Annotated in this window: 17 protein-coding genes; 15 read left to right on the top strand and 2 right to left on the bottom strand. The window is 46.6% G+C overall.

Annotated elements, in window-relative coordinates:
- Nucleotides 1–60 precede the first annotated feature (60 nt).
- The gene (gene mciZ, locus NSQ57_RS14845; RefSeq protein ID WP_080658620.1) at nt 61–204 is read right to left on the bottom strand and encodes a Z-ring formation inhibitor MciZ; all 144 of its coding nucleotides are present in this window, start codon (nt 202–204) and stop codon (nt 61–63) included.
- A gap of 125 nt (nt 205–329) precedes the next feature.
- Between mciZ and NSQ57_RS14840 the strand changes: the two genes are divergently transcribed.
- From NSQ57_RS14840 to NSQ57_RS14810, 7 genes are all read left to right on the top strand, one after another.
- Nucleotides 330–941 (top strand): NUDIX hydrolase, encoded by a 612-nt coding sequence (locus tag NSQ57_RS14840; RefSeq protein ID WP_029517286.1) that lies wholly within the window; start codon nt 330–332, stop codon nt 939–941.
- Nucleotides 942–945: 4 nt separating this feature from the next.
- Nucleotides 946–2142 carry an endonuclease Q family protein gene (locus NSQ57_RS14835; protein ID WP_029517287.1) on the top strand — a complete coding sequence of 399 codons (1197 nt, stop codon included), beginning with the start codon at nt 946–948 and terminating at the stop codon, nt 2140–2142.
- Between the two features lie 188 nt (nt 2143–2330).
- A complete protein-coding gene (gene spoIIM / locus NSQ57_RS14830) occupies nt 2331–2984 on the top strand; it encodes a stage II sporulation protein M (RefSeq protein WP_342424978.1) in 654 nt (217 codons plus the stop codon).
- 99 nt (nt 2985–3083) lie between these two features.
- A complete protein-coding gene (locus tag NSQ57_RS14825) occupies nt 3084–3581 on the top strand; it encodes a Fur family transcriptional regulator (RefSeq protein WP_013310789.1) in 498 nt (165 codons plus the stop codon).
- Nucleotides 3582–3747: 166 nt separating this feature from the next.
- On the top strand, nt 3748–3990 hold the full coding sequence (locus tag NSQ57_RS14820) for a YqzK family protein (protein ID WP_029517289.1): 243 nt from the start codon (nt 3748–3750) through the stop codon (nt 3988–3990).
- 108 nt (nt 3991–4098) lie between these two features.
- The gene (gene xerD, locus NSQ57_RS14815) at nt 4099–5043 is read left to right on the top strand and encodes a site-specific tyrosine recombinase XerD (RefSeq protein WP_029517290.1); all 945 of its coding nucleotides are present in this window, start codon (nt 4099–4101) and stop codon (nt 5041–5043) included.
- Between the two features lie 72 nt (nt 5044–5115).
- Nucleotides 5116–5940 carry a purine-nucleoside phosphorylase gene (locus NSQ57_RS14810; protein WP_013310786.1) on the top strand — a complete coding sequence of 275 codons (825 nt, stop codon included), beginning with the start codon at nt 5116–5118 and terminating at the stop codon, nt 5938–5940.
- A 124-nt stretch (nt 5941–6064) separates the two neighbouring features.
- Here NSQ57_RS14810 and NSQ57_RS14805 read toward each other — a convergent pair whose 3' ends face one another.
- The gene (locus tag NSQ57_RS14805) at nt 6065–7276 is read right to left on the bottom strand and encodes an O-antigen ligase family protein (protein ID WP_029517291.1); all 1212 of its coding nucleotides are present in this window, start codon (nt 7274–7276) and stop codon (nt 6065–6067) included.
- 203 nt (nt 7277–7479) lie between these two features.
- Here NSQ57_RS14805 and NSQ57_RS14800 point away from each other — a divergent pair, with 203 nt between their 5' ends.
- The 8 genes from NSQ57_RS14800 (at nt 7480) to NSQ57_RS14765 (ending at nt 15173) form a co-directional block, all read left to right on the top strand.
- Complete coding sequence (locus NSQ57_RS14800) at nt 7480–9126, top strand: glycosyl hydrolase family 28-related protein (protein WP_342424977.1); 1647 nt, start codon at nt 7480–7482, stop codon at nt 9124–9126.
- 214 nt (nt 9127–9340) lie between these two features.
- Entirely contained in the window at nt 9341–10534 is a 1194-nt protein-coding gene (locus NSQ57_RS14795; RefSeq protein ID WP_029517293.1) for a D-alanyl-D-alanine carboxypeptidase family protein, read from the top strand.
- A gap of 96 nt (nt 10535–10630) precedes the next feature.
- On the top strand, nt 10631–10984 hold the full coding sequence (gene spoIIAA, locus NSQ57_RS14790; RefSeq protein WP_013310782.1) for an anti-sigma F factor antagonist: 354 nt from the start codon (nt 10631–10633) through the stop codon (nt 10982–10984).
- Complete coding sequence (gene spoIIAB, locus NSQ57_RS14785) at nt 10981–11436, top strand: anti-sigma F factor (RefSeq protein ID WP_069012715.1); 456 nt, start codon at nt 10981–10983, stop codon at nt 11434–11436. Before spoIIAA ends, spoIIAB begins: the two co-directional genes overlap by 4 nt.
- 11 nt (nt 11437–11447) lie before the next feature.
- Nucleotides 11448–12203 (top strand): RNA polymerase sporulation sigma factor SigF, encoded by a 756-nt coding sequence (sigF, locus tag NSQ57_RS14780; protein WP_023989213.1) that lies wholly within the window; start codon nt 11448–11450, stop codon nt 12201–12203.
- 176 nt (nt 12204–12379) lie between these two features.
- The gene (locus NSQ57_RS14775) at nt 12380–13033 is read left to right on the top strand and encodes a stage V sporulation protein AA (protein WP_029517295.1); all 654 of its coding nucleotides are present in this window, start codon (nt 12380–12382) and stop codon (nt 13031–13033) included.
- Entirely contained in the window at nt 13030–13452 is a 423-nt protein-coding gene (locus NSQ57_RS14770; protein WP_029517296.1) for a stage V sporulation protein AB, read from the top strand. Before NSQ57_RS14775 ends, NSQ57_RS14770 begins: the two co-directional genes overlap by 4 nt.
- 26 nt (nt 13453–13478) lie before the next feature.
- On the top strand, nt 13479–15173 hold the full coding sequence (locus NSQ57_RS14765; RefSeq protein ID WP_029517297.1) for a spore germination protein: 1695 nt from the start codon (nt 13479–13481) through the stop codon (nt 15171–15173).
- Nucleotides 15174–15180: the final 7 nt, after the last annotated feature.

Here is a 15180-nt window from a genome sequence, read left to right as displayed (position 1 = left end):
ACACTTGCAATATATTGAAAAAAGGTTCAGGTTAAAGACAGGAACAGTGTTCCTTCGTCTTTAGACCTGAACCTTTTTTGGAACAACTAGCGAAGCGATAGTGGCTGTAGGTCCGTGTTCCTTTTGCCATTGGCGCAAGAGTGCTTGAATCTGCCAAGCTTTACCAACGATATGGAGGGTGCTTTCAGTACGGTAGCTTTTCATTTCTGCATCTCCTCATGACAGGAAGTTTGTTATTCTACCACCAACTTATGTACAAAGTGGACAAGTTAGACTAACTTTGGTGATAATTAATAAAGAAAGATAGATATGAAGGAGGAAACTTACTGATGAACGAGCAAACGAATGGACAATTGAACAATTCAACAAACGATGCACCTCGCAAGCCTTATTCGAATCCTGCGCTAGACGAAAAGACCGTGTCCACACAGCCTATCTTTGAGGGAAAGGTTATTACATTACAGGTGGACACGGTAGAGCTTCCCGACGGCTCCACTGGAAAGCGTGAGATCGTAAAGCATCCAGGTGCGGTGGCTGTTTTGGCTCTACATGAAGGGAAAATGCTGGTCGTGGACCAGTACAGACAGGCGATGGGGCGCTGTGAGGTGGAAATTCCTGCAGGTAAGCTGGAGCGGGGTGAAGACCCGATGGAAGCAGCGGGACGTGAGCTGAGAGAAGAGACAGGTTATACTGCCAAGTCGTTGAAGCTGCTGCATTCCTTTTATACCTCTCCTGGGTTTGCGGATGAAATCATTCATCTGTATGTGGCCGAAGAGCTGGAGTTAGGTGAGATGGAACCGGATGAGGATGAATTTCTGGAGCTGTTTGAGGTGACGCTGGAAGAAGCACAGACGCTCATTCGTGAAGGACGGATTAGTGATGCCAAAACGATTCTGGCCGTCTATGCATGGCAACTCCGCCAACTTACAGGGAGCTTCTAAGCGTATGGATGAAAATATAGTAGAACTTAACGACTACTTTGCAGACTTGCATATTCATATTGGCAGGACAGAGAAGGGAAATCCGGTCAAAATTAGTGGCAGTCGCGATCTGACCTTTGCCAACATAGCTAAGGAAGCCTCCGGTCGCAAAGGAATTGGGCTGATCGGTATCATTGACTGCCATGCACCTAATGTACAGGAGGATATTCGTACCTATTTACATACGGGTGAAATGAAGGAAATCAGCGGCGGCGGTATCGCATACCAGGATACGGTTATTCTCCTTGGCACGGAGCTGGAAATACGTGCTGAAGGTCGCCCTGAGGCGCACGTACTGGCCTACTTTCCAGATCTGGCGGCGATGGAGGATTTTACCCAATGGCTGGCCCGGCATATGAAAAATGTTAATCTCAGCTCACAACGAATCTATGCACCGCCACGCGAGTTGCAGCAGCAAATTTACGGACGTGGAGGCATTATGGTGCCAGCGCACGTGTTTACTCCTCATAAGGGCATATACGGCAGTTCAGCGGCCCGTATGGAGGAACTGCTGGATATGGAGCTCATTAGTGGGGTGGAGCTGGGACTGAGCGCAGATTCGTCTATGGCCGGTTTAATTTCGGAACTGGATCGCTTCAGCTTTCTCACGAATTCAGATGCCCATTCACTCGGGAAAATCGGACGAGAATACAATAAATTATCACTGGCGAAGCCGTGTTTTGATGAATTCAGAATGGCTTTGGAGCGGCGGGAAGGACGACGGGTGCGTGCCAACTACGGATTAAATCCAAAACTGGGCAAATACCATCGCTCTTACTGTCAAAGCTGCGGTACGATTATTGACGAGCAACAGATGGCGGATGAACGCTGTCCTGACTGTGGTCATACCAAGCTGGTGCGAGGAGTGCTGGATCGAATATGGAGCATTGCCGACCGTGAGCAACCCATGATTCCCTCCCATCGTCCGCCGTACATTTACCAGATTCCACTGGAATTTATTCCAGGTCTGGGCAAAGCCAAGCTGAACCAGCTATTGGCTGCATTTGGAACAGAAATGAATATTTTACATGAGGTTACACAGGAGGAGTTAGCAGCAGTCGTCGGAAAAGTGCTGGCAGAGCAAATTGTGCTTTCACGCGAGGGGCGACTGTCGCTTGTATCCGGTGGTGGTGGAACATACGGCAAAATAGCTAAGTCCTAGTAAAGTCTTGTCCCTCTAAAGGCATATCAGCGTCTGCTTGTTCATAACCATAAATTATCTATGCCGCTGGCTTGGCACATCATTCGTGATGTTTGATCCGCAGCGAAAGCTGCCCCATTTCTAGCCATCAGCCGTCGGATTACGGTTGTTTTTTGGACAAACAAGCAGATGAAAGGGGCAGGACGCCGATGCAATGGTTTCGTCATACGTTAAAGGATCAGACGCCATATTATGTGTTCTTGGCTGTGCTGTTTCTGGTGGGAGTCGTCTTTGGCGCACTTATGGTAAACGCACTCTCGCTGGAGCAGTTACAGGATTTGTCCCGTTACCTGAAGGATTTTTTTGTAACGGTCAATCAAAACGAACAGGGATTCGCTGATTCGCAGGCGGCTTCGACCTTTTGGGATAGCGTATCTTTACATCTGAAATGGGTCGGCCTAATTTGGGTGTGTGGCCTTTCGGTTATTGGTCTACCGGGTATTCTTGTATTGAATTTCCTCAAGGGTGTGCTAATCGGATTTTCAGTAGGTTATCTGGTGGGGCAATATTCGTGGAAAGGACTGCTATTTTCTTTGGTTTCAGTTGCTCCCCATAACCTGCTCGTGATTCCGGTACTGCTCGTCTGCAGCGTGGCTGCGATGGCTTTTTCCATCCATATGATCAAAACCAAAATACTCGCTACCCGGCCGTCAGACGGAATGCTGCGTCCGTTGCTGTCTTACGCAGGGTTGACTGCTGTGATGATCGTGCTTCTTATTGGTAGCGCGTCCTTTGAAACTTGGATCACCCCGGTTATGATGCAATGGGTCACTCCTATGCTGACAGCTTCCGTGTCATCTTGATCCCTTTCAAAATGTTTGACTTTATTTGTATAGACCCCCTATAATAATAGGAGTGAAAAAAGTGCAGTAGGCAGTAGCTTTGCAGGGGGAGGGAGACACATGGAAGCACGGATCGAAAAAATTAAGCAGCAGCTGCAATCCCAGGGCTACAAACTAACGCCTCAGCGGGAAGCCACCGTCAGAGTTTTACTTGAGAACGAAGATGATCATCTGAGTGCGGAAGATGTATTTATGCTCGTCAAAGAGAAAGCTCCCGAAATCGGTCTGGCAACCGTATACCGTACCCTAGAACTGCTAAGTGAACTGCATGTCGTGGAGAAAATTAATTTTGGTGATGGCGTTGCGCGTTATGATTTGCGCGGCGATACAACCAAACATCACCATCACCATTTGATATGTGTGCAGTGTGGCAGTGTAGATGAAATACTGGAAGATTGGCTTGGACCATTGGAGGAGCGCTTGGAACGGGAATATAACTTTACCGTAGTGGATCATCGTTTGGACTTCCACGGTATTTGTTATCGTTGTAAGGCGAAGAACGATACGACCGCTCAGAAATCTTTGGGCAAATCCAGAAAAAACAAATCTCAGGACTAAAAGCTGACTACCCAAGCTCTCACCGACGAAGATGCGTTCGGGAGAGCTTTTTTGGTTCGGAGCCTGTTGTTCGGGATTAAGCGGTATAAAAAGGAATAGCTTGTCATACCCTTCCATAGAGAGTCCTAATTAGGACCATATTCTGGGGAAAAGGCGGCTGATCCACATGGTACTATCGTTGCGGAGAGGACTAAAATGGCTACGTTTGGTAATCTTGTTCGGGGCGCTGGCATGTATGTTCTTTTTTAGCCTCAGGCTGTTTACAGATTGGATAACACCTGTAGATCATTACCGAATACCGGAAGGACATGCAGTGAAGGTATTTGGCGGACAAAAAGTAAATGAAGGGTCCGAGCATCGAATAGCAGTGTTGGAACGTTTACGTTTCTTTTACTGGTATGGTGAATAGTCTAAGTAATCGGTCTTGATGAGCTTATGAAATGATGAAGGTAGCACACGAAGAAGCAGGCGCTGAGACTGAACCGCTGTATGCAGAACAAGGAGACTTTTGGAACTCATGAAAATGTACATTCAACCTTTCGTTCAATTTATGGAAGAGGAAAAGGGTTTGTCGCGCAGCACTTTGGAAGCGTATCAACGAGACGTACAGCAGTTTGTCGAGTTCGCAGAAAGCTGTGGTATTGAGCAGCCGGATAATGTCCAACGGTCACATCTGGTACTGTATTTGGGCCATTTGAAGGAACAGGGAAAGGCTGCGGCGACAATATCACGTAGCGTCGCCTCCATTCGCTCCTTTTTTCATTTTCTTATTCGGGAGGGAATTACGATCCATGATCCGTCTGTTCTGCTGGAGCTGCCCAAAGCGACTAAAAAGAAGCCCTCGGTGCTAACGCAGGATGAGATAGAGCGTTTGCTGGCCGCGCCAGATGTGACTGCCCCGCAAGGGGTGCGAGACAAGGCGATGCTGGAGTTGCTGTATGCGACGGGCATTCGCGTATCAGAGCTGATTGCCTTAAACGTGCGTGACGTGCGCACCGATCTGCGCTTTGTGCACTGTGGCGGCGAGGCAGGCAAGGAGCGTGTTGTACCGATCAGCCGTGAGGCATCACAGTGGGCACAAGCCTATATGGACGAGCAGCGTCTATTATTGCTGAGATCCGGGCAGGGTGAAGAAGCTCAGGTAGAGCAGGATGCCATGTTCCTGAACGTATCTGGACAGCGTCTCAGTAGACAGGGCTTCTGGAAAATGATTAAGAAGTACGGCCAGGAAGCAGGCATAAGCGAGGATATCACGCCCCACACGCTGCGGCATTCCTTTGCGGTACATATGCTGGAGGGCGGAGCGGACTTACGCTCTGTACAGGAAATGCTGGGTCATGCTGATCTGTCAACGACGCAGGTATATGCGCAGACGGCCAGACGGAATATGAAGGAAGTATATGAAAAGCATCACCCGCACGGCGGCAACCGCACTTCTCATGAAAGCAAAGATCGAACATAACGATACTTTGGTTTCATAGAAAATGTGATAATGACTATAACTTTACGATTGTACAAGTCAGGAGAGATATTAATGTCAACAGCCAACCAAGCTACAATTCAGGAAGCAGCAGATTATATCCGCGCCAAGAGCGGAATACGTCCAGAGATTGGCCTTATTCTGGGATCGGGTCTCGGTATTCTGGCCGATTTAATTCAGGATGGAATTAGTATTCCTTATCAGGATATTCCCCATTTTCCTGTATCGACGGTAGAAGGTCATGAGGGTGAATTACTGTTAGGCACGATTGAAGGTCGCGCTGTCGTCATGATGAAAGGGCGCTTCCATATGTATGAGGGCTATGGCCCGCAGCTGACGGCTTTCCCAGTTCGGGTGATGAAGCAATTGGGGATTCAAAGTCTGCTGGTGACGAATGCAGCAGGTGGTGTAAATACTTCCTACGAAGCAGGCGATCTGATGGTCATCTCGGATCATCTTAATCTGACAGGACAAAATCCGCTGATTGGACCAAACGATGCCGGTCTGGGCGTTCGTTTTCCAGATATGTCGGAGGCGTACAGCCGCCGTTTGCGTGAAATTGCCAAGCAAACGGCTAACCAACAGGGCTTCAGCCTGCAGGAAGGTGTATATGCTGGATTGCTGGGACCTAACTATGAAACGCCTGCTGAAATCGTCATGCTGCGTACACTGGGTGCAGATGCAGTGGGTATGTCGACCGTATCTGAGGTTATTGTAGCCCGTCATGCAGGAATTGAGGTACTGGGCTTCTCTTGTATCACAAATATGGCCGCAGGCATTCTGGATCAGCCTTTGTCCCATGGTGAAGTGATGGAGACGGCAGAGAAGGTACGTGAGCAATTTTTAAAACTTGTGCTAGCGATTATTCCACAAATGTAGATTGGGGATCATGTTCAACCGAAGTGGTGGACATATATCCCAAGAGCCCCATATCCAAACGCCTTTTGATGGCGTGGGTATGGGGTTCTTTTTTACATACAGCGGTTGATTTGAGTAACATCTCCTAATGGAGAGGCTGTGTGCTCAATGCAGTTGAATTCGCTTTTTCTGCTACAGCCAGTGTATGTCGTTCTTGCACCTTGATCACAATAACCATAAAAATAATCCAGTAAATGGATAGCGAGTTCAGGAAACGGCTGTCCGTTATATTGTTCAATATGATAAACAGGAAAAAAACAGCTGCCGTCAGCCATGTATACATATCTGCTTTGCCAATTCTAAATTTAAATAAAGTGGTTATGGCGAGTGTAATGGTTGCCAGTAGTCCTGTAAGGCCCACATCGATCCACAGATCTCGGAAACCGCTATGGCTGCTTGTCAGATCAAAACGAATTCCATTCGCATAGATACTGGGCCGGGCTGCCCAGTAGGAGCCATAACCATGTCCGAACCAGTAATGGCTCTGAATCGCACCAGCAATCCCCTGCCAGATTTCCGTTCTTCCAGTTAAGGTCGTTGTCTTTCCGAATTCCGACGCAATCGCATCTCCATAAGTAAAAGTGAACACCAAACCCAAAAGAACGAGCAAGCAGGAACAGCTAATGAAGAAACCACGCAACGCAATGCTTCGGATTCTCTTGAATAGCAATATAAACAATATAAATACGAAGAACGAAGATGTCAGCATCAAAGAGGTGGTAGATTGGCACTTGATGAGCAATAAGGCATTGAGTAAGATGAAGCCAATATGCAAAACTTTATGTTTACCCCTGAAAAAGTAAATGACATGTGAAACAAAACCTAACAGAGAGAGAGTTCCGAGTGTATTTTTATGACCAGAGATGCCCTTCCATAGCCCAGTATGTTCCACGCCACCATGAATAGCAAAGGAGGGAACGAGCAAAACGGCGAGTAAATTGAGTATGCTCAAAATACTTAACGTAACGACTAAGAGACGAATGCAGCCCTGTATTGTATAATGGGTGGCCAAATAGAGCCCAAAGGTAGAGAAGGCAAGAAATTTGAGAACCATCAGCAAGGAAGAGGTCTGCTCTTGTTCAGCCCACAAACAGGAGGCAGCGATGTACAGCATGAGTAAAGTCAGCAACGGATTGTCGGCTAAGGTTGCGATCAATGATCTGAGTGAAGGTAGTAGCATGATATAGCTAAACAACAAGATGAGCAGGGAAATCGTGATAACTCTGGGAGACAAACCCTGACAAGCATAGGGAATCGAAAAAGCCAGTAAACCAGCTACTGTAAGTATATGTTTCACGGTTCCACCGCCTAGATACGTTATGTATCTATAATATACAAAACGTATCTTCTTGTACAATAATAATAAAATATTTATTTTCATTTTTCCCACGCCTAGAGCAAGCCCTCTTGTGCATATACTCAGTCCATGCTAAGAAAATGAAGGATTCTTCGGCTGGTCAAAGAGGAACTTTTTACGTTTTTAAACATGGGGGTGTTCGGGTGGCGGATCATTTTTTTACAGACCGTTTGAAGTTGAATTTGAGTGGTACGGGCAAAGAGTTAACGCCGCAGCAATTAAATGAAAATTTTAAAACCATTGAAAAAGAATTCATTGAACGCAGTGTAAACGTAAGCTGGTTTGGAACTGCTGGTGATGGTATTCAGGATGATACGGCAGCTTTGCAGGAATTGATTAATAAGACCCCCGATTATTCTATTCTTCACATTCCCAGTGGACGATACAAAATAACCTCTACCCTACAGATTCGCAAGCAGGGTGTACGCATTTTTGGCATTCATAAGGGCAGATACCGACAAGGCAAAGGGGTTACGTCGATTGAATATTATGGTACGGGCCCTTGTTTTCAAATTGGAGATGAAAGTCTACCAACGTTTAGCGGATTTCAAAATGTGCAGTTTCATGACTTATCGATCCGGTACGAGGGGGCTGACAGAGCCACATTAAATAATCCGTTTTCGCAGTCGGTGAAGCGTGGATATTATGGTAAAGGTACTTTGGGTATTCAGGATTGGAAGGGCGGCGGAGTTGCCCTGGATAATGTCCTAATTGAGCATTTCGAAACGGCTTTTTGGGGCTACGAAAGTGATGTCAATTTATTTAAATGCACAGAGATTAATTACAATAAAACAGGGATTCACTTGCAGAATAGAAGTTCACAGTTTACTAGCATAGCGCTTTTTACATTGGGGAACGATACGGCATTGGATCTGAATAGCTCCAACGGGGCTAGATTTTTGGCTAGCCAGCACATTAAGGATGGAAGTTCCAATGATATTCCCATTCTCATTAATGATTTTATGAACGCTGAATTTATAGGCTGCTGGTTTGAGGGACTAAGCAGAGAGCATAAGATGACAGTACCTTCTTTTATTCAAATTGGTGCTACTAAAGAAACCAAAAATGTGGCATTGCGTGACTCCATTTTAGCGATAGCGGATAAATTCAATGATACCCAATCCGTATGTAACTATTTTGTAGATGTGGTCATTGGCAAAAAAGTTTTGGTGGACGAGGTGGGAGGGTATCCCCGTAATCTAAAAAAGCTTATTTCTTTCTCTGGTAGTTCTTCCACACAGCAGGTGACACTTCGCTCACATTTGGATTTTAACTATAACAATAATCGTTATGACGAGAATAATGGGACAGGGCAGGCTTTGCTGCTGGTCGAGAAATACTCGAACAACGGAATTGAGCATTTGGACGAAACCTTTGTTAAAGCCTACCTGGGAGCGAGACAAAATCTTCCGGCAGGTAGTTGGCAGAAGGTGAAGTTCAATCAAATCAACCAGGATGAGCTGATCGAATTCGATGCGGTGAATAGTCGATGGCGAGCCAAGCGAGCTGGGAAATACAGAATACAAGTCTACATTTCGACCGATCCCCAAGTTGATGGAAACCGTACACGGTTAGCACTTCACTTGAATGATGAGCAGCTTGCCGGGAGTTCCGCCTATGCTTATCTCGATGACAGGATAATTGGCGGACTGAACTATAGTGCATTGAGTGGAGCAATGGAACTTAGACTGGAAGCGAATTCTTTTATTGATATACGGGTGTTCAGTCAAAATGCAATGGATATTCTACCAGGTGGAGGTATCACATATCTCAACGTAAGCCGAATTTAAACAATTATTTCACAGACGATAGATGTTCTGTCATTTTAGATATTGGAAAATGCGCACCATGCTGACTCAGCTTGGTGCTATTTGATGTTTTTAGTCATATGGAATATTTTTCTTTCATTCTGACGACAATGGTTAGCAGCACAGCGAATAGGCCGGAGGAGTAAGTAAATAGGCTCCGGTGGTTTACGCCAATATGTTGAGGAGGGAACCGATTGTGAAGAAAAAAGTGGTGGCGTTCATCCTGGCTTGCCTGGTAGCCTTGACTGCCGTCCCTGTCGGCGGTTGGGCCGAAGAAAGCATACCTGATAGCAAAACCAAAGAGGGATCAGCGGCTGAGCTAGCTCCCCAGGCTCTCTCGGCGATCCTGATGGATGCAGATACGGGCACAGTCATCTATGAAAAAAACAGTCGTGAAAAGCTTCCTCCAGCGAGCATCACCAAGATTATGACGATGTTGCTAACAATGGAGGCCATTCAGGATGGCAAGCTTAAGCTGACCGATAAAGTTCGTGCCAGCGAATATGCATCTTCAATGGGGGGCTCGCAAATTTTCTTGGAGCCGGGAGAAGAAATGACGGTCGATGAGATGCTGAAGGGAATTGCGATGGCTTCAGGCAACGACGCCTCTGTGGCGATGGCTGAGAAACTTGCAGGGTCTGAGCAGGCATTTGTTGAGATGATGAACGCCAAGGTGCAGCAACTCGGGCTCAAGGATACGCATTTTGCCAATTGCAACGGTTTACCCGTAGAGAATCACTATTCTTCTGCGCATGATATTGCGGTTATGAGTCGGGAGTTGTTGAAATACCCGCAAATTACGAAATATACGGGAGCCTATCAGGACTATTTGCGTAAGTCCTCAGTCAAGCCCTTTTGGCTGGTGAATACGAATAAACTTGTCCGTTTCTATACTGGAGCAGACGGGCTGAAAACAGGCTATACGGCAGAAGCAAAGTTCTGTCTTTCCGCTACCGCGAAGCGTGATGGCTTGCGTGTCGTGGCTGTCGTGCTCGGGGAGCCAAATACGAAGATACGCAACAATGAAGTGTCTTCCATGTTCGACTATGCATTTTCTCAATATACAATGAAATCCATATACAAGCCGGGTGAATTGCTGGGCAGCGTAAAAGTTGAAAAAGGCGTGTTGCCAGAGCTGAAAATTCAGGCTGATCGTTCTTACAGTGTGCTGGTGAAAAAAGGTGGCAACAAACAAACGTTGCGTCATGAATTGCAACTGGCCCCAAGCCTCAAAGCTCCTGTCCGGGCTGGTGATCCAGTTGGTAAGCTGGTCGTCTATCAGGATGGACAACGGCTTAAGGAGTTTAATATCACTTCGCCTGTGGCTATCGAGAAGGCCGGATGGTGGAAATTGTTTAAACGTACCATGTCGAACCTATTTTCTTTGTAGATTTTACGGGGTTTTCTTCTAGTTTTGTCGGAGGGCAGGAATCGTCTGCGGCTACGTAGAAATCCTTGTCCAAGACCGGGAGGAGAGTGAGCAAGCATGAACCTGCAAATTGAAATGGAGCATCACCGGGGGGTACTGATTGTAAGGCTGTCTGGTGAGCTTGATCACCATACGTCGGACATGGTCCGTATGCAAATGGATGAGGCGATTCAGCGCCGGCAATGCGAGCATATTGTGCTCAGCCTGAAGAATCTTCAGTTTATGGATAGCTCCGGCCTTGGCGTTATCTTGGGACGGTACAAACTGATCAAGCAAAAGGGCGGAAAAATGGCAGTCTGTGATGTCAATCCGCCAGTACACCGACTGCTGGATATGTCAGGGCTGTTCAAAATCATGCCCATTTATGACAACGAGGGAAATGCGCTCACGGAACTGGAGGTAGTGTCATGAGAGAAGGCACGGGTAACAATTTCATGAGCTTGCAGTTTGCTGCAAAATCCGAGAATGAAGCATTTGCTCGTGTGGCTGTCGCGGCCTTTATTTCCAGGCTTGATCCCACAATGGATGAGCTAAGTGATTTGAAAACCGTGGTGTCTGAAGCGGTGACAAACAGTATCATTCACGGCTATGACAGCGACCCGTCAGGTGTCGTAACGATTAGAGTCGGGATTGAAGCGGACGTGATCACGTTGGTTGTTGAGGACGCAGGCCGAGGAATTGAGGATCTAGAACTCGCCAAGCAGCCTTTATATACGTCCAAACCTGAATTGGAACGCTCCGGCATGGGCTTTACAATTATGGAAAATTTCATGGATGAGTTTGAAGCAGTCAGTGAGCCGGGCAGAGGCACGTCGGTCCGGATGAAGAAAAGGATTGAATCCAAGAAAGCTTTATATAATTAGGAGTTGATCCTATGGAAGCAGGAGGAAAAAAAACTTCGCACAGCTATTTAGAGGATGCGGAAGTCAAGCGGCTTATTGCATTGAGTCAATCCGGTGATAATGAGGCTCGTGAGACACTGGTCAATAGTAATATCCGGCTCGTCTGGTCTGTCGTGCAGCGCTTTATGAACCGGGGGTATGAACCTGACGATCTTTTTCAAATTGGTTGCATTGGCTTGTTAAAATCGGTGGATAAATTCGATCTCAGCTACGAAGTCAAATTTTCAACATATGCAGTACCGATGATTATCGGTGAGATTCAACGGTTCTTGCGTGATGACGGTACACTCAAGGTTAGCCGTTCCTTGAAGGAAACGGCCAATAAGGTCCGCAAAATGAAGGACGAGCTATCCAAACGGCTCAACCGCCTGCCTACAGTCAAGGAAGTTGCTGATGAGCTGGGAGTGACGCCAGAGGACGTTGTTTTTGCGCAGGAGGCCAATAAGCCGCCTACTTCAATTCACGAAACGGTGTTCGAAAATGACGGTGATCCGATTACACTTATGGATCAGATTGCTGACGAATCCCAGGAAAGATGGTTTGACAAGCTGGCACTCAATGAGGCCATTGGCGGACTATCTGAGCGGGAGCGGTTGATTGTGTACCTGCGCTATTACCGGGATCAGACGCAATCAGAGGTTGCAAGTCGGCTTGGTATTTCTCAGGTGCAGGTATCACGGCTGGAAAAAAAGATTTTACAACTGATCCGCGATCAGATTGCCCAATAATAACAGTCAGGATCTTAGTGAAATCCTTATGCTTACGTATTTTTAAAGGGTATTCCAAAGCCATTTTAATGGTCAGGGGTACTCTTTTTTGCGTGGGATAAAAGACAATACACAGAATAGGTTTCCTTGCTTCGTTCCATACTAACTGATAATTACGAGGATAAGGAGGGGATCGGATGACTCATACTCCGGCTCCTACAGTAGCTCCTATTGTCTACTTGCGGCTCCGCAGCCGTGTCCGCATGATACAAGGACAGGATTTACATTTGGGTGATGTAGCCAATTTGCTGACTAATCCTGAATGGGAAAAGGAACTGCTTGAGCTTGTTCTCAAGCGGCCGCAGCACCAGGACGGTAATCTGATACTGATAGATATGCTGCAGATCATAGCAAAAATTAGAGATCATATTCCGGGGGTCGTAGTTGAATCTCTTGGGAAGCCGCATGTACTTGTCGAACTCGTGGAGAAACCCCGTAAGCCGTCCAAAATACTGTTTGTTTTGGTATGGGTGCTTCTGTTTTTTGGCTCTGCGCTGACAATTATGAATTTTCATGCCGACGTTAGCATGATGGAAGTACAGGTTCGGATTGTGGAGATGATTACGGGACATAAGGATGAGCATCCGTACCTGTTTCAAATTGCTTACTCAATCGGCATCGGCTTTGGCATGATCGTTTTTTTTAATCACTTGTTCAAGAAAAATTGGAACGAGGAGCCGACACCGCTGGAGGTGGAAATGTATCTGTACCAGGAAAATGTGGATCAGTATGTTGTGGCAGAGGAATATGAAAAGATGGCCCGTCTGCAGACAAAGGCTAAGAAACCATGATATTTGTACAGGCTGCACTTCAGATTATTTTAGGTATTGCTGGGGGCCTTGCGGTGGGTAGCGGTGTAATTGCTTTTTTTATTGTGCTGGATATCATGCCGCGATTAGCTCAACTCACCCGTACGTATAAAAAATCACGTGCATACGAAAAGGCAATGATTATAGGTTCAGTGCTGGGGACTGTGGTCGATTTTTGGAACATTTGTTTGCCACTACCGGGCATATTTACATGGATACCTGGGCTATTTTGCGGAGTGTTTATTGGTTTGCTCGCCGCGGCTTTAACGGAGGTATTAAATCTCCTGCCTATACTCGCCAAGCGACTCCACATGACCGTGTATATGCTCGGTCTGCTAATGGCAATGGTGCTTGGTAAGGTGACGGGTTCCTTATTTGACTGGTTTGTATACAACCGTTAACAACGAAAGCGAAGGGGACAAGGAATATGGATCACAGAGCGGATCAAGAGCATCGGGAGCAGCATCAAGAAGACGGGGTAATCGGAAGGGAATATCATACTGGCGAAGAAAAGTTGAGTCCATGGCAGGAAAAGCAGGCGCAGGAATCTGCACGTTTTAAACACAAAAAAGAGAGTGAGCGATCTGATAACGTAGAGGAGTCCGTTCGCTACTGGCAGGCCGAAGATAATATATCGCCGAGGATGAAGGATAACAAGAATACACTTGAAACAGTATTAGGTTTGGGGGAGACCTTTGATGTCGTATTCAGGGAAATGACACTGGGAGGGCGTCATACTGGATATCTGTTCCTGAATACCTTTGCGAAGGATCAAATTATGCTTGAAGTGCTAAAGCGGCTCACCTATCTGACGCCGGATAATCTCTCTTCCGATGGACTACAAGCGTATTTCGAAAACTTTATTCCACATATTCAGGTGGAGAAGACAGATAAGATGTCAGTCGTCATTAACAAGGTACTGACGGGGATGAGTGCCTTTTTCATGGAAGGTGAACGTTTTTCCCTTATTCTGGATACCCGTAATTATCCGGTGCGTAGTCCAGAGGAACCCTCTTTGGAGCGGGTTGTGCGCGGTGCCCGCGACGGGTTTACTGAAACAATGCTTACAAATGTAGGTCTGGTACGCCGGCGTTTGCGGGACCCAGGACTTAAATTTGAGGCTATGCAGGTCGGACGCCGAACTCGAACGGACGTATGCTTGGGCTATATTGACGATATTGTAGATAAGGTGATGGTGGATACTGTACGAGACAAAATTAAAAATGTTAATTTGGATGGTATTCCGCTGGCCGATAAGCAATTAGAGGAGACGATTATCAATAAAGGTTGGAATCCATATCCATTAGTACGATATTCGGAGCGACCAGATGTCGTGGCATCGCATATTATGGAAGGGAGACTCGTTATTTTCGTAGATACCTCACCCAGCGTGATGATCTTGCCTACCACTTTTTTTGACTTGTGTCAGCATGCAGAAGAAAATCGGCAAACCGCTTTTATGGGAAGTTATTTGCGGTGGGTACGTTTTTTAGGCATATTCGCCTCAATGTTTCTGCTTCCGATGTGGCTGCTAATGGTCATCAATCCCGAATTAAAACCAGCTTTTCTTGATTTTATTGGTCCTCAAAAGGAAGCACATCTTCCGCTGATTGCACAGTTTATCATCGTGGAACTAGGGGTCGATCTCATGCGAATGGCGGCTGTGCATACTCCGACACCACTGGCTTCCGCTATGGGCTTGATCGCAGCCATTCTGGTCGGTGATATAGCGGTTAAGACGGGACTTTTCGTGAATGAGGTCGTGCTGTATATGGCTGTCGCTGCCATAGGAATGTTCGCAACACCGAGCTACGAGCTGGGGCTGGCAAATAGACTGATTCGACTATTCCTGCTGGTTGCTGTTGCGATTTTTCACGTACCGGGCTTTGTCGTGGGTACGACACTGATCATTTTGATGCTGACGCTGCATCGGTCATATAATTCTTCGTATTTGTGGCCGTTCATTCCTTTTAATGCCAAAGCGTTAGCTTCCATCTTGTTCCGTATGCCTGTACTAGATGCGGCTAACCGCCCGTCATCTAACAAAACGAGGGACAATACGCGTATGCCCCATACGGATGCCGACACAGATTCGAACTCAGGCAATGGACAGGAGCATTAATATAAAT

It is taken from the genome of Paenibacillus sp. FSL L8-0502, assembly GCF_038593055.1.
GTDB classification, from domain to species: domain Bacteria; phylum Bacillota; class Bacilli; order Paenibacillales; family Paenibacillaceae; genus Paenibacillus; species Paenibacillus polymyxa_D.
The sequence above is the reverse complement of the archived record's forward strand: the minus strand, read 5'-3'. Positions and strand labels throughout refer to the sequence as shown.

What these genes read in the sequence shown, in the direction of transcription:
- mciZ (WP_080658620.1), bottom strand. Translation starts at nt 204, where the DNA reads ATGAAAAGCTACCGTACTGAAAGCACCCTCCATATCGTTGGTAAAGCT.
- NSQ57_RS14840 (WP_029517286.1), top strand. Translation starts at nt 330, where the DNA reads ATGAACGAGCAAACGAATGGACAATTGAACAATTCAACAAACGATGCA.
- NSQ57_RS14835 (WP_029517287.1), top strand. Translation starts at nt 946, where the DNA reads ATGGATGAAAATATAGTAGAACTTAACGACTACTTTGCAGACTTGCAT.
- spoIIM (WP_342424978.1), top strand. Translation starts at nt 2,331, where the DNA reads ATGCAATGGTTTCGTCATACGTTAAAGGATCAGACGCCATATTATGTG.
- NSQ57_RS14825 (WP_013310789.1), top strand. Translation starts at nt 3,084, where the DNA reads ATGGAAGCACGGATCGAAAAAATTAAGCAGCAGCTGCAATCCCAGGGC.
- NSQ57_RS14820 (WP_029517289.1), top strand. Translation starts at nt 3,748, where the DNA reads ATGGTACTATCGTTGCGGAGAGGACTAAAATGGCTACGTTTGGTAATC.
- xerD (WP_029517290.1), top strand. Translation starts at nt 4,099, where the DNA reads ATGAAAATGTACATTCAACCTTTCGTTCAATTTATGGAAGAGGAAAAG.
- NSQ57_RS14810 (WP_013310786.1), top strand. Translation starts at nt 5,116, where the DNA reads ATGTCAACAGCCAACCAAGCTACAATTCAGGAAGCAGCAGATTATATC.
- spoIIAA (WP_013310782.1), top strand. Translation starts at nt 10,631, where the DNA reads ATGAACCTGCAAATTGAAATGGAGCATCACCGGGGGGTACTGATTGTA.
- spoIIAB (WP_069012715.1), top strand. Translation starts at nt 10,981, where the DNA reads ATGAGAGAAGGCACGGGTAACAATTTCATGAGCTTGCAGTTTGCTGCA.
- sigF (WP_023989213.1), top strand. Translation starts at nt 11,448, where the DNA reads ATGGAAGCAGGAGGAAAAAAAACTTCGCACAGCTATTTAGAGGATGCG.
- NSQ57_RS14775 (WP_029517295.1), top strand. Translation starts at nt 12,380, where the DNA reads ATGACTCATACTCCGGCTCCTACAGTAGCTCCTATTGTCTACTTGCGG.
- NSQ57_RS14770 (WP_029517296.1), top strand. Translation starts at nt 13,030, where the DNA reads ATGATATTTGTACAGGCTGCACTTCAGATTATTTTAGGTATTGCTGGG.
- NSQ57_RS14765 (WP_029517297.1), top strand. Translation starts at nt 13,479, where the DNA reads ATGGATCACAGAGCGGATCAAGAGCATCGGGAGCAGCATCAAGAAGAC.